The organism is Pseudomonas sp. CCOS 191 (assembly GCF_001007005.1).
GTDB lineage: Bacteria > Pseudomonadota > Gammaproteobacteria > Pseudomonadales > Pseudomonadaceae > Aquipseudomonas > Aquipseudomonas soli.
Genome location: NZ_LN847264.1, coordinates 2241224 through 2259169 on the forward strand (window position 1 = coordinate 2241224; position 17946 = coordinate 2259169).

Annotated in this window: 15 protein-coding genes; 2 read left to right on the forward strand and 13 right to left on the reverse strand. The window is 59.1% G+C overall.

The window, feature by feature from the left end; genetic code table 11:
* The 13 genes from CCOS191_RS10345 to tssB all read right to left on the reverse strand — a co-directional run bounded on the left by CCOS191_RS10345 (position 1) and on the right by tssB (position 15563).
* Positions 1–2991 carry a T6SS effector BTH_I2691 family protein gene (locus CCOS191_RS10345; protein WP_046855105.1) on the reverse strand — a complete coding sequence of 997 codons (2991 nt, stop codon included), beginning with the start codon at positions 2989–2991 and terminating at the stop codon, positions 1–3.
* Positions 2984–3904 (reverse strand): DUF4123 domain-containing protein, encoded by a 921-nt coding sequence (locus tag CCOS191_RS10350; RefSeq protein WP_046855106.1) that lies wholly within the window; start codon positions 3902–3904, stop codon positions 2984–2986. Before CCOS191_RS10350 ends, CCOS191_RS10345 begins: the two co-directional genes overlap by 8 nt.
* Positions 3901–6069 (reverse strand): type VI secretion system Vgr family protein, encoded by a 2169-nt coding sequence (locus tag CCOS191_RS10355; RefSeq protein ID WP_046855107.1) that lies wholly within the window; start codon positions 6067–6069, stop codon positions 3901–3903. Before CCOS191_RS10355 ends, CCOS191_RS10350 begins: the two co-directional genes overlap by 4 nt.
* Before the next feature lie 72 nt (positions 6070–6141).
* Positions 6142–6672, reverse strand: a complete 531-nt coding sequence (locus CCOS191_RS10360; protein WP_046857746.1) for an Hcp family type VI secretion system effector — start codon at positions 6670–6672, stop codon at positions 6142–6144.
* Between the two features lie 133 nt (positions 6673–6805).
* A complete protein-coding gene (gene icmH, locus CCOS191_RS10365) occupies positions 6806–7660 on the reverse strand; it encodes a type IVB secretion system protein IcmH/DotU (RefSeq protein WP_046855108.1) in 855 nt (284 codons plus the stop codon).
* A gap of 1 nt (position 7661) precedes the next feature.
* Positions 7662–8999, reverse strand: a complete 1338-nt coding sequence (tssK, locus tag CCOS191_RS10370) for a type VI secretion system baseplate subunit TssK (protein ID WP_046855109.1) — start codon at positions 8997–8999, stop codon at positions 7662–7664.
* A gap of 51 nt (positions 9000–9050) precedes the next feature.
* Entirely contained in the window at positions 9051–9845 is a 795-nt protein-coding gene (gene tssJ / locus CCOS191_RS10375; protein WP_046855110.1) for a type VI secretion system lipoprotein TssJ, read from the reverse strand.
* Positions 9842–10399: an FHA domain-containing protein gene (locus CCOS191_RS10380; RefSeq protein ID WP_046855111.1), complete on the reverse strand. Its 558-nt coding sequence runs from the start codon at positions 10397–10399 to the stop codon at positions 9842–9844. The genes tssJ and CCOS191_RS10380 overlap by 4 nt, the downstream gene beginning before the upstream one ends.
* Positions 10396–11412 carry a type VI secretion system baseplate subunit TssG gene (gene tssG, locus CCOS191_RS10385; protein WP_046855112.1) on the reverse strand — a complete coding sequence of 339 codons (1017 nt, stop codon included), beginning with the start codon at positions 11410–11412 and terminating at the stop codon, positions 10396–10398. Before tssG ends, CCOS191_RS10380 begins: the two co-directional genes overlap by 4 nt.
* Positions 11376–13142, reverse strand: coding sequence for a type VI secretion system baseplate subunit TssF (gene tssF / locus CCOS191_RS10390; protein WP_046855113.1), 1767 nt, complete (start codon positions 13140–13142; stop codon positions 11376–11378). The genes tssG and tssF overlap by 37 nt, the downstream gene beginning before the upstream one ends.
* Before the next feature lie 3 nt (positions 13143–13145).
* Complete coding sequence (gene tssE / locus CCOS191_RS10395; RefSeq protein ID WP_046855114.1) at positions 13146–13556, reverse strand: type VI secretion system baseplate subunit TssE; 411 nt, start codon at positions 13554–13556, stop codon at positions 13146–13148.
* Positions 13553–15043, reverse strand: a complete 1491-nt coding sequence (tssC, locus tag CCOS191_RS10400) for a type VI secretion system contractile sheath large subunit (protein ID WP_046855115.1) — start codon at positions 15041–15043, stop codon at positions 13553–13555. The genes tssE and tssC overlap by 4 nt, the downstream gene beginning before the upstream one ends.
* A 16-nt stretch (positions 15044–15059) precedes the next feature.
* Positions 15060–15563: a type VI secretion system contractile sheath small subunit gene (gene tssB, locus CCOS191_RS10405; protein WP_046855116.1), complete on the reverse strand. Its 504-nt coding sequence runs from the start codon at positions 15561–15563 to the stop codon at positions 15060–15062.
* Positions 15564–15927: 364 nt separating this feature from the next.
* Here tssB and vasI point away from each other — a divergent pair, with 364 nt between their 5' ends.
* Together vasI and tssA are read left to right on the forward strand one after the other, a co-directional pair.
* Positions 15928–16509 (forward strand): type VI secretion system-associated protein VasI, encoded by a 582-nt coding sequence (gene vasI, locus CCOS191_RS10410; RefSeq protein WP_082120511.1) that lies wholly within the window; start codon positions 15928–15930, stop codon positions 16507–16509.
* Positions 16497–17945 (forward strand): type VI secretion system protein TssA, encoded by a 1449-nt coding sequence (tssA, locus tag CCOS191_RS10415; protein WP_046855117.1) that lies wholly within the window; start codon positions 16497–16499, stop codon positions 17943–17945. Before vasI ends, tssA begins: the two co-directional genes overlap by 13 nt.
* Position 17946: the final 1 nt, after the last annotated feature.

Below are 17946 nucleotides of genomic sequence, written 5' to 3' on the forward strand. Positions count from 1 at the left end.
TTAGCGCTCAAGACGAAAAATTGAATTAACCTCATTTTCTTCACTTAAGCCTTGATTGGGGTGGTAGGCTAAATGCAATGAGGCATGGTTGTGGTTGTTTATCGTGTTCTTGAAGTTCAGGATCAGGCCGGTGCCGACAACGTAACAAACAGCGGCAAGTGGAAAGACGACCATTTCGCCGTTTTCGCGAAGGCTGCTCAAGCTACCTGACCATTCGCTTGTGCCTACGATGAAGCTCGGTAGGAACACTGTGAAATCCACGGTGGGTTGTGTAGTGGTGACTTCGTTATGGGTGATGGCGGTCCAGTTTGCGGGTGCCCAATAATTATTTTCATGCCAACCGCTGTCGACCCCGGTTATCCCAAAGGATCGCGCTTCTTCTGCGGATATTAACTTTGGACCGTAATGCACATCGTGCCAGGCTTTGAGTTCTTCTTGCAGCGAAGGAAATGCGGGGAGTTTTTGTTCATGATCCAGAATGATTTCGGAACGCACCTCTCCATCGTTTTCACGATTGCCGAAAATGCTCCGTGCTGCCCAGAACTCAATAGGGGAGTGCAGGTGCGCATGCGCCTGGGCGTGAAGGTATAAGCCTCCGGAAATAATCGCTATTCCTAGAACTACTAGCCCTGCTGCGGCCCACCCGGCAAAGGGCACTACTGACGTAGGTCCCGCAATTGCGAGTCCCGCCTCAAGGGCGACCACAGAACCAGCGGCTATCGTCAGCCCACCGCCCGCCGTATATCCAGCGGCAGTTGAGCTACCGTTAGCGTACTGGCGCCACGCCTTAAAGGCGTCCGAGGAAAAGCCAAAAATTATTGCAGGGTAACCCGCTAAACGCGCAAAGAGATTACTGCTCAAAAACTTGATCACGCCATTACCAAACGCCATCCCCGGCGCCGTCGAACTCAATCGCAGCATCACGGCCTTCTGCGTTGCCCGTACGCTGACCAATGTCGCCGCGGCCGCACCAATCACCCCGAAAATCGATGCCGCAAACCCCAAGGTGTATTCCGGCGCATTGCTTTTCTGCAGGCTGTTGTAAGCCGTCTTCAGCGAGATCACGTTGAACCACAGCATCCCGGCGTTCAGACCACCGCCTCCGCCTGACGTGAGCAACCCGAGAAAGTTGGGTTTAACCCGCGCAGTGGTGGTCAACTCAACCGCCACCGTCCGATTGCCCGAAATACGCAGCTGCTTCATTTCCTCAACCTGCGCCATGCCGCTCTTCAAATACCGCTCCACCTCCTGGCTGAACGGGTTTTCGCGGATGGCCTGGTCGGTGATCTGGTAACGCGCCGCCAACAGCCCCAGCGCTTTCTCGGCATTGGCCTCACGCGCCGCCAGCAGTACTTGCTGACGCAGGGTATGGCTGGCGTCCCAGCGGGTCTGGCCACGCAGGCGTTTGAGCACCACGGCGTTGACGGACTGGGCCGTGAGATCGGTGATGTCGGCAATGGCCGGAAAACGCCCGGCCAGCCCTTCGATGACATTATCGCCACCACCCAGCACACTGCCGGGCGCATCGGCTTTGTCCTTGAAGGGGTTGAACGGCGCCAGGGCGGTGTAGAGCGGGCTGTCGTGCTGGTCCAGCCACTGTTCCAGGCGTTTGAAGCGCCGGTCTCGGTCTTCGGTACCGGGTGTCGGCTGGCCCATCGGGTAAATCAGCAGGGCCAGGGAGATTTCCAGGCCACGGGCCGAGATGCGTTCGTCGCGGTCATAGCACGCCAGTGCGGCGGCGAGGCTGTAGGGGTCATCGATATGTGCGGCTTCGGCCGTGGCCAGCCACGCGTCGTGATCATGACTGGCTTGCAGGGCAAGGTTGCGCAGGCCTGCAATGCGTTGCTCCAGCTCATCGCGTTCGGCGAGGAACTGCAGGTATTTGTCGGTATCGATGCGCAGCGCCAAACGCGCACCGTTCGGGGAATAGTCCTCGTGAGTGAGGGCCCGATAACGTGCCTCGCCCGGGGAGAGGGGGCGTCCGGTACGGGTGGACTGCAGCCTTATCTCGACCACTTCGGTAGCGGGCATATCCGCCGGGTACATCGTCTCCAGTGTTTTGTTCAGCAACAGGGCGACCAGGTTGCGATGGTGAAAATCGCGACTCTGCTGGCTGAGCCGTTCGGCATCGAGCTGGTAGCACGCCGGTACGCCTGCCTGCTCGGAGCCTTGCGCGGGCTTGGTGTGTTCGAGCTGCTCGGCAGGTATCAGGTCGTGCAGTTGGTGCTGATAAGCCGAGACCGACAGGCTCAGGTCCAGGGCCATGCCTTCAGCATCAGCCAGCGCCACCACCACCGGTATTTTCGGCTGGGTGCTGGGATAGTCCCGGGCAATGGCGTTGAGCCTACCGACGGACAAGGTGGTTGTGGACGCGTGGCTGCTCCAGGTCAGGGACATACGCCGGCTTGCCGGTTTGTAGTCTTCGACCCAGTCTTGCAACGCACTGAGCGGCAGTACATGGGGCTGGGTGGAGGGGGCCTGGTTGCCGGCAATCAGCTCGGCCATGTCCAGCTGGCGCATATGCCGTTTGCGCAGGGCTGCTGATGCGGTGATGCGGGCAGTCGTGGCGTTGGTCCACAGGTGCGGGCTGTAGCCGATCCACACTTCCTTGGCGGTGTCCTGACAGGTATCGGCCCAGACCCAGCCCATGCTCTGACCGGACAGGTAGCGGTCACGTTGGTGATAGCGCTCCAGCCCTTGATAGCGCAGCTCCTGGTAGCGTCCTTCGCCGTCGTACTCATGAATGACCAGCTTTTCGCCCTGGGGGCCTTTCATGAACACGTAGATGTAACCTGGGCGCAGCGTGCGCAGGGTGTAGGACGAATGCTGCAGCGGGGCGAAGCCTTGTTCCAGATTGAAGCCTGCGCCTGCGTAGCGACAGGCAGGGGCATCGCCCGTACGCGGGACGATGGCATAGCGCACCGGCAGGATGGGCACGCGTGGGCTGCAGGCAGGGCCGGAGGTGGCGCTGCCGACGGCGGTGTTAGTCATGGGTGGATTCCTTGATTTGGACCAGTGCGTGCAGCTCGCGAAGACGGGCCTGGGGCGACTCGTTGAGGTTGGTGTAGATCTTCGTAGCCTGGTCACTGCTCATCAGCCACATGTGCCCGGCCATCAGCCGAATGAACTGACCTGCAGTTTCCTCGTCGCGAAAGTTGAGGGACTTCAGCTGCGGCAACAGGGCTTCAATCCATTCCCTGATGGCGGCTAACGTTTGGGTGGCATGGGGTGGCATGGCCAAGACTTCGTGCGCCAGCGTGAGGATGAAGTGCTCGCGTATACCTGCGTGCAGCCGGCCCATTTCATGTACGCGAAGGCGCAGCGGTGCTTGCGATATCAGGCGGGCAGTAGTCGGGGGGCGTTCGAGTGTTTTCCATTCATGGGCCGGCCCCCAGTTGACTCGCCAGGCCAGTGACGACACAGGCCCAAGCCAGGTGGCGCGATGATCGCCGTCCAATGCATCGAGCCAGGCTGCAAGATGATCCGGCTTGAAATAAAAATTGGCTGTTCCCTGATCCGGGAGCGTGACCTGAGTAAGGCTGGTGAAATGGTCCGCTAGCACTGCGAGACAAGCTTCGCTATCCAGTGCTATGGCCCCGCCAACGGGCATCCAGGTGGTGATTGCATGGGCAAGCAGTTCGGGCGCTTCTGAAACGTCGACCAGCAAAGGGCCAAATTCGTGGCAGTCGTCCAGCGCGCTGCGCTTCCATAGCCATGCATGTTGAGTATTTCGGCTGACGTTATGGATGAGGTCGAGTACTGATGGGGCATAGGCCGGCACCAATTCGCCTTCTTGCGGTATGGGCCGGTAGGCCCAGTACTCGAGCTCGCGGGTCATGAGCAGGATGAAGCGATAAGGATGTCCGAGAGGTTCGCCGGCCAGCTGCGAGGGTGTTGTATTCATTGGACTGGCCCTTTGATACAGCGGCAGTCGGGCAACGGGCAGGTGCCATCGGGGCGTCGCCCGCATAGGCGCTCCAGAGGTTTGCCAGTGATGGGTGCGCTGCTGATGGAAAAGTGATTGGTGCTACCGCTTGGAGATTGGAGCAGGACGCCGTTGATGTGTATGGTCGGGCTGTCCAGGGTGATGCCCTTGTCATCAATCCGGATGGAGCCTCCAGGCCCTTGGATGATTACAGCTTCCGCTGTTCGAAGGTCATAGCGTCGGGTGCGCCTGCGGATTTCCAGTCCCGCCTCCAGCTCTGCATGGCCCTCGACCTGCTGCTCAAGATTGCCGCCGACGCTGATGTGGTGATTGGCTGTGATCCGGTCGTGGCGATGATTGCCGACGGCCTCTATACGGTCTTTGGCGATGTTTATTTTCTGATTTCGGCCTATATCGACAAACGTATCCTGGCCAATCCGGACCCGCTCATCATTGCCCACCCTTTGGCTGCGGTCATGCCCGATACTGAGCGTCTCGTCATGATCGACCTGTTCACTGCGGTCATTGCCGACGAAAGTGGTTTCGTTGTGTTTGACGACGTTGTTCTGGTCCTTCTGCGCATGGATAAACACCTCCTGCCGGCCCAGCTCATCCTCGAACCGCAGCTCGTTGAAGCCATCGCCCTTGTGGGTCTGGCTCTTGATGGTCATGCGGGTCTTGTGGTCGGGCAAGTCGTAGGGTGGCAACTGGTTACCGCAATAGGTGCGCCCGGTGATCATCGGTTGGTCGGGGTCACCGTTGACGTACTGAATGATCACGTCCTGGCCGATACGCGGTATGGCCATCGCCCCCCAGCTGCCACCTGCCCATCCCTGGGATACCCGCACCCAGCAGGAGCTGAACTCGTTGTTGTTGCTCTCCCGGTCCCAGGGAAAGCTGACCTTGACCCGGCCCCATTCGTCGCAATAGATCTCCTCACCGGACGGCCCGACCACGGTGGCCATGTGAGGACCGTCGACGCGGGGCTTTGCCAGCGGAGCAGGGCGCCACTCGGTTCTGCCGGGAACAAGCTGAGCGGTTTGCTCATAGCGTGTGCTCTGGTCGAGGCCAGCGGCTTCCTCCTGCAGACTGGTGAACTGGCTGCCCTTGTGAACCACGCTGTTCACACGCCAATGCGCATTCAGATCATCACGTGGGTGGCCTGTGAGCGTGAAGCTGAGCCCAGGCTGCAGCCTTACGTCATCGCCCTGAACTTCCGCAATGCGCACATCATGGCGCAGGGCAGTGATCCGGTTTTCGGTGAACGGTTTGCCCACGGCATCGCGTTTGTAGCGACCGGGATAGTCGAAGCGTTCATACTCGGTGGACTGGTGTTCCAGGAAAGGGCCGGAAGCACGGTGTTCCTGGCGATACGCCGGGTGAGTGAAGGTGTAGTCGCGCTGGACCTGTCGCGAGGTTCGTACCTGCTCGCTATAGCGCAAGCGCCGAAGGCAAGGCCTGGCCTGATCGCCGCCACTGTTGGATTGATACAGGACGGTGTTGGGGTCGAAAACGTCCTCGCTATCGAAGAAGCCTTCGTCATCGTTCTCGGTGTTGAGCGCGCCATGACTGATCTGTCCAAGGGATTGCAGCTGATCCGTGATGATCAACTTGTGCAGTTTTTCGCTGTGCTCAAAGCGATAGACGAAGCCCTCTTCAGCCGCCAAGCGGGCGATGAAGTCGAGGTCGGTCTCGCCCGCTTGCACACAGAACTCGCGCACTTGGTGGTCCAGGCTCGCGCGAAGCTCGTATTGATCAATGCCCTGGCGCTGAAGCATCAGCTCGAGAATCTGCGGGACGGTCTTTTGTTGGAAGGTGCGCCAGTTCGAGCGCAAACCAGCGCGGGCCAAAATGGGTTCGATCAGTGCGTGGTAGTAAGTGCGATAAAAGCCACTTTCGCCTTGGCTAAAACCACTGACCAAGCCATGTACGTACCGTACGGGTCGTTCACCGTCCCAGATCGTGAATAGCACCGGCTTGTCAAGCAGTTGACCGAAGTTGATCTCGGGCTCGAAGCTGATCAACTCCAGTTCGAGGCTGAAGGGTGTGCTGATTGCTTCTTTGAGTTCAAACGACACCACTTCGAATTCGGCCTTGCCAACCAGTGGCTGAAGGCTGTAACGGAGGTTGGATTGACGAGGCATGGGAAGTCCTGTTTCGCTGCCCTAGACTTTGCAGTCCGGGCAGGATTTCCTGCCCGAGCTAGCGTCGTTGAATCAGCCAGCCGCAGCTGCCTCTAGTGGTTTACGCCAATCATCGGAACCTGCCGTGCTGGCGGTGATGTGCTCCCACTCAATACCGCGATAGGCCATCGATACCTTGAAAAACTGAGTAAAGTCTTTGTTTTCCTGGTTCTGAACATGGGGCATCTCCAAGTCGATATCGATGATGACGGCATCGATCAATTTGGTGGTGAAGAAGCGTTCTTGTTTGCCCTCAATCGAAGTGCGATACCAGCTGAGTTCCACATTAGGTAGCAGTTCTCCACTGGACAGTGCGCTGTACAGAAGGGGCACCGCTTTATTGAGAGAACACGTGAATATCAGAGGCCCGTGAACACGCTGCCCAGCAGGCTGACCGCTTTGTGGGTCGGTGGGCACGGTTATGCGGTGATTGATTTGCTGTACCAGAATTTGATCTTCGTGACCTTCGACGTAGATGTTGCCAACCGAGTCGGCAGTGAAGGCATCCTTGGTGATGTTCCCCTGAGTCTTACCTTCGATGGAGATGTAAGCGGGTGTTGGCATGACAGTTTCTCCTGCGTCCATGTGGATAAGCACGCGCATAAGCGGCAGCGTGGCCATCGGAATCGATGGGCTTTTTCAACGCGGCAAACGCCGCGTCAATTCGTTGAATACGGTTGTGCCGACTGCCGGCGGTTTACTGCTGCAAGATGCCGTTGAGTGACTCCAGCACTTCTGTGGTTATCAGGTGCAGGCGGTAGCTGTAGATGCCGTAGGCCGCGGCCATGGCAATGGCGGAAATCACCAGCGGGCTCCACCAGGGCCATTGCCGATTCATGCGGAAGTTGCGCGGGGCAACGTTGGTGTAGGGGTCACAGACCGTTGTCGGCGTGGGCCCTCGTAGTTCACGGATGATTCCGTGGAGTTGGTGAATGAGGGTGTTCAGCGTCTCTGCGCCTTTGGGCGCGAGGGCGTACTTGCCTTTGAGCCCCAGGCACAGGGTGAAGTACATGAACTCCAGCACGTCCTTGTAGCGCTGGGGTTCTTGCATCAGGCGCGAGATAACGGTGAAGATCTTTTCGCCGCCAAACGTTTCGCTGTGGAAAATGCTGAGCAGGGGCTCCTGGCTCCAGAGGCTGGCCTGGCCCCATGGCCGTTCCATCACGGCTTCATCGATGAACAGGCACAAGCCATAGGAATACGCCAGAAGTTGCGTGGTCTCGTAGCCATGCTGACGCATCTCTTGCTGGATGTTTTCAATCTGGTTGCGCACCTGCTGGTGCACTTCCTTGATGTTGGGCAACGCATCGAGCGTGCGTAGGCGAATGACCAGTCCAAGCAACGGTGTGGCTGCGTCCAGCATCAGGTTGTCGTAGCCGCCCCGTAGCTTAAAGTCGGGATCGGCGGGGTAGCCCTTGTAATCAGGGGCGGGCTTTGGTGTGGTTGCCTCGGAGGCCACGGCGCCAGTGGGTAAAGGCTTTGCAAGCATTGATGGCATCTGCTCAGCTTGAGCTGATGCGGTTTCATTGTGTGCGAGGTTGTTCTCTTGCATCTCATTCACTCCTGATCGCCCAGAACTGCAACTCGAGCCCAGGGAACTCCCCCGCGATATGAATCCCGAAACCGTTGGCCGTCTTCATGCAAGCCCAGGCCGGGTCGCGGCGGTCGAGCTCGAAGTAGCTGAAACCCGCATGGAAGGGCAGATCGCGAGGGGCCACAGGCAGCGGATTTAGCGCAATGCCGGGCAACTGCTTATGCACCAGGTCATTCAAGGTCTCCAGGGATGTGACCTTGGCTTTCTGCAGGAACAGCCGGCGCAAATTTGGCGGCGGCAGGTCCGCGCGCACGGCGAGAATGAAGTCCGCGTCATCGATCAGGCGGCGGTCTTCGAGCGTTGTTGTCATCACGCCGTAATCCAGCGCGTCTAGCGGCAGCGAGATGGCTCGCGGTTGCAGGACCGTTCCCAGGGCGCGGCGTAAAATGTCCTGCAGTGGCTTGAATGATGTGCGCGAAGCGGTGTGCTGATAGGCGGGGAATTCTGGAGGCAGCCGGCTTTCGTCGGTGAAGGTCACGAATTCGCCACAGGCCTGGCTCATATGCAGGTACAACTGCTCGGGGTGTGTCTGCCCCTGCCTGGCCAAGTGCTGGAAGCACGGCCACCAGCGGTTCATGGCCTGCAGCAGGTTGAAGTCGCGGATGTCGGCAATACCGGACTGGCCCGATGCGCTTATCCGGCTAGCCAGGTTGCGCGAGCGCTCGCGCAGGGTATTGGTGATCTCCTCAAGGTAACGCTGGAGTGCCGGCACCGCCCGTACCGAGACGCTGGTCGGGTAAAACCCTTCATCCAGTTGCAGGCTGCCATCGGGCCGGCGCTCCAGAATGCGTGCCATGGCAAGGCGGGTGTAAGCGCTGCTGTCATCGGCCTTGCGTTTGAGCTGAAGGTTGGGCACTGCCAGATCGACCTGCGCCAAGTCGCCGTCGGCGCTATGGGTGTCCTTGATTTCCTGAGCCTGTGCGCTGTAGCGGAAGTTGGCGGCATTGTCGGGCCAGCTCACCTCTCGGCCACCCTCGGTGCGCAGTGGCAGGCAGAGGTAGATCTCGCTGTCTTTCGTGCCGTTGTCCTCGATTTCCAGCGGCGGCGGCGGTGGCAGATCTGCCGGGATATCGAACACCGTGCCGTCCGGCATGATGCCGCGTGCGCGGGTGATGGCGATCTTGCCCAGGCTCAAATATTCGTCGTTCAGTTGCAGCTCGCTGAATCCATAAAAGGCTGCGTTCAGGCTGCCAAGGCGTTGATGCAGGGCCGCTTCAGCGGCACGGCCAGCCTGCTGGAAATGCTGCGGTTTGACGAACAGACCTTCAGGCCACAGGACGGGATTACGTGAACTCATGAGCGCTCCATGTCAGCGTGAGTAAGTGAAAAGGGCAGGCTTGCAGCGCCATCAGTCCTCCTCCTTGAGCAGGATCTGCGTGTCGTTGAGCAAGACCGACAAGATGATGTGTTGGCCGCGCGGTGGAATGCGCAGTACCTGGCTCCAGGTCGCGTTTTCCTGGCGGCGGTAGTCGGCGATTACCGCGATGAACCGGGTCTCGGCCTCGATAGCGGCAAACGGAATGAACTTGAATTGCCCGGGGCGTAGCAGGTAATCGTCATCACGAATGTGGGTGCTGCGCAGCACCTTGGCGGGGTCCTTGTCCAACAGCTCATAAATGCTGTTGCGCAGCAGCGAGTCGTCGCGCAGTTGCAGGATCTTGATGGCCATTGGGGTGGCGACCGGCTCGGGGGCCACTGTGGTTGCACGCGGTAAGGTCAGTACCACATTCGAGTCTTCGTAGTTGCCCGGCGTGCTTTCCTCCAAGGGAGAACGAGCCGGCTCATCGGCCTCGTCCTCTGGCAGTTCGACGGGCGAAAAGGCTGGGAATTGCTCGTGAAGAAACTCGAGCAGGGTCCCGACTTTCTCGGCCAGGGCATAGGGGTCGCCCGCGCTCAAGCTGACCGTGTAGGGGCTGGGCTCCAGACTGCTTTCTTGCTCAGTCGCTGCTTGCAGGCTGTTGGGGTTGCTGTTGAGCGTGGGGCTGGCGTTAATGCTGAACGCGATTTCGGTGGGCTGATCCTTGGTCGCGCCGACGGGTATTGAGGGGTCCATCGCGACTTGGCCCATTTTGCTCAGGGCGGTGCAGCCCGAGAACCCGATCAGTGTCGCCAGAAGGCCGGCCATGAGTGAATGACGCGTCATGAGCGTTCTCCTGTGAGCAGGTGATCCAGCGGGTTCTCTTGCACCGGCCGTGTCACTGCTTCCAGGGCAGCCAAGGGATCATTGCCCATGCCCGGATCGAAGACCGAGCAGATCTCAGCGACCACTGGGGCAGCCATGGGCTTGTGCAGCCAATGCTGCACGGGTGTATCCAGGATGAGTCGGTCGAGCACCCGCAAGTCAGTGTTGAACAACTCTTCCAGCGAACGAGCATCAGCTTGTGAAAGCTGAACCAGCAGTCGATAAGCGCCAACACGTAGCCGGTCACCCTCGAGCAAGCGCCTGGCCGATAGCGGCCCCAGGCTATCGAGGTTGTCGTTCAGGTAGGTGCGCTCGCAGCGGTCGATCACGCAGAAGCCGCCTTCGATCCAGCGGATCTCGCAATGGATCGGCGCCACGCCCTGCTCACGATCATTGATCAGCCACGCGGCTCCCGCGCTGCCGACGGTGCCACCTGCACGATCGAATTCGTGCCGGGCGGTGACGTTGTGCTGCAACTGGTCGAGGTTGCTGATGCTCAAGATCAAAGTGCTCATGAGCGCCCCCGGAACCGCACGACGGGGCTGATCTGGCCGTGGCGGTCATCGACGAAGCTGGTCCAGCCCAATTGAGCGCCACGGCTGGAGTGCAGGCAGAAGGGCGACAGCGCGTGCTGCTTCAGCCGCAGCTCCAGGTCGTAGGCCAAGCCGTCGCGCAACAGGAAGTCGATCAGGGCACGCAAGCGGTTGAAGCTGATGCCGCTGGGCAACAGGTCACGCAGCTGTGTCTGGTCGAGCTCGCTGATCACGATGGTGAACTTGCTGCTGCGAGTCCGCGTGCGACTGCCAACCAGGAAGGAAGTGCCCAGTTGACCATTGTTGCGGCCAAGGCTTACCTGTTGCTGGATTGTTGTGGGTACCAAGCGGGTTTCGAACTCGCGAATCTGTACCTGCTTCAGGTCGAAGCAGTGCGCGATGATGCCGGCAACGGTGCCCGGTGCGCGGCTGCGGCTGGCGATGACGCCGGCGAAACTGAGCAGCCGGCTCCAGGGTAACGCCGTGTCGCCGCGCAGCTGTTTGTCATTCAATCCGAGCAGGGCAAAGATGTATTGGGAGAATCCATCGCTGGCACCCGGCTGGAAACGAATGTAGTAGCGGTACTTGCGCCAGGTACGGTGTAGCAGGCTGAGCAGGTAGTGATTGAAGAAGTCGAAGAACGCCGGGCGCACGCCGATACCCTGTGCATGCTCGTATGCCACCTGCTCCAGGTAATAGGAGGGCAAAGGCGAATCAGTGCCGTGCAGGCCCATGAACGTGGTGCACACGCGATAGCGATCTTGTGCCTCGGGCATGCGTTCGGCCTTGCAGATGTCCGAAACGGGAAAGCTCAGGCGCGGGTCGCTGCCAAGCCGCACGCGCAGGCGGGCTTCTTCGCTGGGCCAACGGGGTTCAAGATCGTCTCCGTGAAGCCCGTGAAGGCGCTCGAGCAACTGGTAGAAGTTGTACCGGTGCGCGCCCGCGAGCAACTTGTCGGCTAGATCAGCGGTTGCTTGCCGGTCTGGATGGGCCATGTGTAGTGCTCGTTGTTGGTGATGTTGATCACTTCCAGCTGATGGAAGGAATTGATGCTGGCGTACAAGGCGAAGAAGTGCGCGAGCACACAGCCGAACAGGTACAGGTCGCCTTCGCAGAGGAATGCGGCCTGGTCGAGCTTCAGTTGCGTGCGCAGGCCGCGAATGGGCTGCCCTTTGATCAGCCAATCCAGAGGCGCCGTTTGGATATCCCGAATGCCGTCGAGGCGTTTGCGGGTGGTGCGTGTCTGCTGGATGTCGTGCAAGGCCGCGAAGTCATAAGCGCGAATTACCGCCTTCAATGGCTCGGCTGAGAGCAGCGACAAGTAATTGAGCGACATGTTGGATATCAAGGCCCATTGCAACTGGCCGTCCAGCACCGGCCGATAGGGGCGGGTCGGTGCACAGATATTGGTGTAGGTGGTCAACGGCGGGGTGACTTCGGAGAGCACATTGATGTCGTCGATGCCCAGGGCCAGGGGCAGATCGCGGTTGGTGCAGGTCAGGTCGATGGACGCCGTTTCCAGCTCACCGATATAGGTATTGGCGTCGGCACGCACGAAGGCGATGCGATGCGTGACGCCATCACCACGCAGTGAATCTTCGAGGGTGTAGCGGTAGTACAGCGCCGTGCGCCCTTGAACATGCTCGATCTCATGGGCGAACGATTCGAAGGGGCGGAAGGTTCGCAGGTGTTTACCAGTACTTCCGTCGCTTGTCGTGCGGGTGCTGATCACCTGATCGACACTGAAGATTTCGTAGGCGTGGCGCTCGGCGCCTTTGGGTGTGAGCTCGACCTGGGCGGCCTCGTTGGAGAGGTCAATGGGCTCGGCACTGTGCTTGAAAAGGTTTACCGCAGGGGCGCAGAACAGGTTGAAATCCGCTTTGCCAATGCGCAGCGAGTCCGGTAGCTGACGGGTTAAGTGGAATTCCAGACCCACTTGCTGCGTGGTCTGACCAGGCCAGATCTTCTCCAGGCCCGTCAGGGCGAAGAAGTGAAAGCGCTCAGGAAAAATGAAATATTCCTGCAGAATCCGGTAACCGTCGAAGACGTTCTGCGGATAAGGCAACAACGCGTCGTCCGGGCTGAAACCTGGGAAGACGATACTACTGGCCGGCAGCCGGCGAGCCTGACCATTGATGGTCACGCTGACATGGCTGAGATAGTGAGCGATCCATAGGTACAGTGTCCGCGCTGTTCGGGTGGTACCGCTCAGGTGAAAATCGAGGCTGGTGCATTCGAGCGTGTTCAATGGGCGCTCGACCAAGGTGTGTAGGTCGATGCGAACCACTGAACTGTCGAGCGTTTGGGTTGAGCCCACCGCGTTGATCTCGAACGGGTGAATGTCCACGGCGGTACAGGTGCGGAACTCACAGGGAATTCCGTCGACAGGCTTGGAGAGCAGGCGTGCCCCCCTTGGCACGCGTTGCGATTGGCTAAGCGCCTGTTTGCGCGGTGTGAACTGGATGATCGTGGCGCTTGGCAGCGGACGAAGGTAGTTGGGCCACAGTAGCTGCAACATGGGGTGCGTCAGCTCTGGGAGGTCGTCCTCCAACTTGAGGCGCAGCTTGGCCGTCAGGAAGGCGAAGGCTTCCATCAAGCGCTCTACATCGGGGTCGCTACCACCCTTGCCCAGCAGCCGGGCAAGTTGTGGATTGTCCTGGGCGAAATCGTTCCCCAGTTCATGGAGGTAGCGCAGCTCTTCGCTGAATCGATCCTTGAGCGACATCGATCACCTCACTCGGGTATGGCGGTTATGGCCGTTGACCAGCAGCTCCAGTTGCAACTGCTCCGTGTGATTGTTCACCTGCACTTGGCAGTCCAGCCTGAAATGCAGCTCCTGAGGAGCGTGACAGTCGGGCACGGCTTTAAGTGAACGTACCTGCACGCGAGGCTCGAAACGCTGGATGGTGCGGCGTATGTCAGCGCTCACTTGTTTCAGGAGGTCGCCACTGCTCACGTCATGCCCATTGAAATCGCGCAGGCCCAGCTCAGGGCTGCTCTGTGAGCAACCCTGGCGAGCGTTGAGCAGCGTTTCCAAGTGGCGCTTGATGGCGGCGAACTTGTGGGACGCGTTCTCTTGCCTGGACGGCGCCCGGATCACGGACTGATCGGCAACCAATCGATCGAAAAATCCGCTCATTGGGTGTCGAGCCGGCCTACCAGCGATATCTCGAAGTTCGCGCCCATGTATTTGAAGTGCGGGCGCACGGCGAGCGAAACCTGGTACCAACCCGGATCGCCGACAACGTCTGCAACCTCGACCTTCGCAGCACGTAGGGGACGGCGGCTGCGCACATCGGCAGAGGGATTTTCCTGGTCGGCGACGTACTGCTTGATCCATTTGTTCAGCTCGGACTCAAGGTCGCGGCGCTCCTTCCAGCTGCCGATCTGCTCGCGTTGCAGCACCTTGATGTAATGAGCCAGCCGGTTGACGATGAACAGGTAAGGCAACTGTGTGCCCAGCTTGTAGTTGGTTTGAGCCTGCAATCCTTCTGGGGTCTTGGGGAAGTTCTTCGGTTTCTGTACCGAATTGGCCGAGAAGAACGCGGCGTTATCGCTGTCCTTGCGCATCGTCAGCGCAATGAAGCCTTCTTCGGCGAGCTCGAATTCCTTGCGGTCGGAAATCAGCACCTCGGTTGGGATCTTCGCTTGTAACTGCCCAAGCGCCTCGTAGAGATGAACTGGCAGATCCTCCACGGCGCCACCGGACTGCGGGCCGATGATGTTCGGGCACCAGCGGTAGCGGGCAAAGCTGTCGTTGATGCAGCTGGCCAGCAGGAAGGCGGAATTGCCCCACAGGTAATTGTCGTGTCGCCCGTCGATACTTTCCTCGTAGTTGAAGCTTTTGATCGGCTGTTCCTGGGGGTGGTAGGCCGAGCGAAGCATGAAGCGTGGCCCGGTCAGCGCAGTGTGGCGGGCATCTTCGCTTTCGCGGAAGGCGCGCCATTTGGCATGTCGCGGCCCTGCGAAAATGTCTTTGATTTCCTTCAGGTTGGGCAGCTCTTCAAAGCTGCTCAGATTGAAGAAGTCGGGGGAGGGGGCGGCCAGGAACGGGGCATGCGACATGGCGCCCACGGAGGCCATGTAGCTCAGTAACTTGATGTCTGGCGAAGAGGGACCGAAGTTGTAGTTCCCCAGCATGGCCGCCACCGGCTCACCACCGAACTGCCCGTAGCCTGCGGTGTAAACGTGTTTGTAAATACCGCTGCAGGTGATATCGGCGGCATTGTCGAAATCGTCGAGCAAGTCTTCTTTGCTGACATGCAGGACTTCAAGCTTGATGTTCTCGCGGAAGTCCGTGCGGTCCACCAGAAGTTTGAGGCTGCGCCACGAGGATTCGAGCGCCTGGAATTCCGGTTGATGAAGAATGACATCCATTTGCTTGCTGAGCACTCGATCCAGCTCTGCAATCATCTGGTCGACCCGGTGTTTGTTGATTAGTTGATCTGGGTCATCACTTTTGAGTATTTCTGCAATAAAGGCCGATACGCCTTGACGAGCGACTTGGTAGCCCTCTTGAGCGGGCATCAGTTTTGTTTCCGCCATGATCTGATCGAGCAGAGTGGCATGGCTCAATGTCTGGCCAGATAGTTCTGCGGCGAGGGAGGTGCTGGTTGGCTTTGGCATGGGACGCTCCGTTGTCTCAGTCTTCTTTTGGCGCCTCAAGCACCAGGTCCAATTCTTCGGCGAGTTGTTTGCGGGCCTGCTCGTTGTTCAACAGGTGCTGCAATTGCTTGCGGAAAGCGGGCTCGTTGCCCAGCGGGCCTTTCAGTGCCACCAGCGCCTCACGCAACTCCAGAAGCTTGCTGAGCTCTGGTACTTGGCGGGCGATGCCGTCTGGTCCGAAGTCATTGATCGATCTGAACTGCAGGTTGACCGCCAGCTCTGCGTCGGCGGCCGTGCTGAGCATGGAAGGTACCGACATGGCCAAGCTGACATCGGCGTCGTTCAACACGTTGTTGAAGGTGTGTTTATCGATACGCATGAGCGATCGGTCTTCCAGCGCGCGGGTGTCATCCAGGCCGAAGTCGCCCATTACCAACATCTTGTGCGGCAGCTCTACTTCGGCCTGTTCATCGCCGGTGGCGGGTACGTATTTGATGTTGATGCGTTCTTTGGGTGCAACCGACCCTGTGGATTTGGCCATCGCAGAATCTCTCCGTGTTCTTAAGAATTGTCCGTGTTGGGTTTTTAGTTACAAATTAGTATGTGGGAAGATTCCTATTTATTTGTCTGATGTATGAACAAAGTTCGGGGCTGGTTGTGCGTCGCGTAAAAACATTGCGCTTGGTTTTGTCATGTCGTCGAGTATGAAAATGTTAAAAAATATTTTTTTGTTTGTTGCTGTTCCGATGGGCTAGGCTCTTGCCGTTTGCGGGAATTTTAGTGCCTGAGAGGGCTGTTTCAGATCCGCTAATTTGAATAGGTCATATGCACTGTATGAAAGGTATTTACTTGCGATGCTGGGTAATAAAACTTGTGGCGTAAGTCTTTGGCTGGTGCTCGGGTGCATGCCAATACCCGTGTATTCCGATCAGGATTGCTCGCGGATCGTGTCCAACCTTGAGCGTTTGGCGTGTTTTGATGAAGCCGCCGGAACGCCTGCACACTCGGTGCCCATGCAGTGGTCGCCGCCAGAACAGGACTCACCCACGGTGCGCCGGGTGCTGACTCACGAAGCAGGACGCCATCCCGACGACCTGACGTTTCGACTCACGCCTGAAGACGACGGGCTGACGATCTCTGCACCTGCAATCGCTTCGGCCGCGTCGCATTCCTACCTGGTGATCAGTTGTTTGCAGAACATCTCCAGGCTGCAACTGGTCGCCGCGCAACCCATTGATGCTGGTCGGGTGACGGTGCGATTGCAGGGGGAGCGGAGCACCACCGTCGCAACCCCTTGGCAGGTGACGGAGAACGGTCAGGTACTCGATGCGGGTCGGGGCTTGCCCGGAATCGAGCAGATCAAGCAACTGATTGGGGCCCATCGCATTCAGGTTCAAAGCGACAACCCCTCCATTGATGGATTGGTCTTCGATGCTCAAGGCCTGGACCCGCTGATCGACGAGGCGCGCAAAACATGTCGCTGGTAGCAGAGGTCAACGCACAGGAAATTGCACGGCTGCTCGCACCAATCGATGCGCAGGCACCGGTGGGTCTGTTCGATGTGGAGGACGAAACCTATCAGGCCATTGACCAGGAAATGGTCAAGCTGGGCGGGCTGCAGGCATCCACCATCGACTGGGCCTATATCGAGGAAGCGTCACGACAGTATCTGGCGCAGCAGTGCAAGCACTTGCGTATCGTCGCGCACCTGAGTGCTGCGTGGCTTCGCAGTGGATGTTGGGAGCGATGGGGTTTTACCTTGGCGTTGCTGGCCGGCATGGTCGAGCGCTATTGGGAGGTTGCGCATCCAAAGCCTGGCCCCAAAGGTTTCCTGGGCAAGCGCAAGCTGGTTGGCCTTGTGCTCGACCGCTTGAACGAAGCGCTGCCGCGCCTGGACCGCTACACATTCACCCCTGCTCATGCGGCCGTAGCTCAAGAGGCATTGCAGCGCCTGCAACAGCAGCAAGCCGTTGCTCAGTTGGATGGTGCCTTTCTGAATGATGTAGATCGACTGCTGCGCAAGCAAGCGGAGCAGGCGAGCGGTGCAGGCGAGCCTGCTGCGGCGAAGTCGTCGGCGGCAACCAGGTCTGCACCGCTGGCCGAGGTCATTGCCACCCCAATGCCTCGTGTGTCGTTAGGCAACGAGCGCGAATCACGACGGGCCGTGCTGGCAATGGCCGAGATGATCAATCAACAAGACCCCTACGACCCGACGGGCTACCAGCTACGTCGATTCGGCCTGTGGGCCCATATCCAGGCGGCGCCTCAAATCAAGCAAGGCAATCGCACTGAACTGATGGCGGTGCCGCTGGATATCGCCAGCGACTATGAAGAGGCGATTGCTGGCACCGCGATCGACGCGGCGTTGCTTCAGCGGATCGAAAAGAGCGTAACGGCTTGCCCCTTTTGGGTACGCGGCAGTTTCCTCGCGGCCAGTGCGGCGACACGGCTGGCGATGGGGGAGGTAGCTGAGGCAATCCGCGCAGCGACTGCCCGATTCGTCCAACGCATGCCCGCGCTCCAGCAGTTGTGTTTCAGCGACGGCAGGTCGTTCGTGGACGATCAAAGCATGGCTTGGCTCAGAGGCGCAGCTGGGCAAACGCAAGCCGAATCTGCCCACGAGCTCGCAGGCCTGCGCGAAGAGTTGGCCGGTCAGTTGGACGCAGGTGGGGTAGAGCCGGTTTTGCTCAAGTTGCAGGCCATGCAGGCGGACCTTCGTGCTCCGCGTGAGCGCTGCCATACCACCGTCATTGCGGCCGATTTCTTGGCAGCGCGAGGCGTGTCCTGGCTGGCTCAGGACCTGTGTGCCAGCGTCGCACGGACCATGCAGCACACCACGGCCGCCGTTTGGGAGCCAGAGGTGTTTCAACGACTGCAACATTATGCCTCTGCTCATGTGTTGGCTGATCAGAACAAGGACTAGG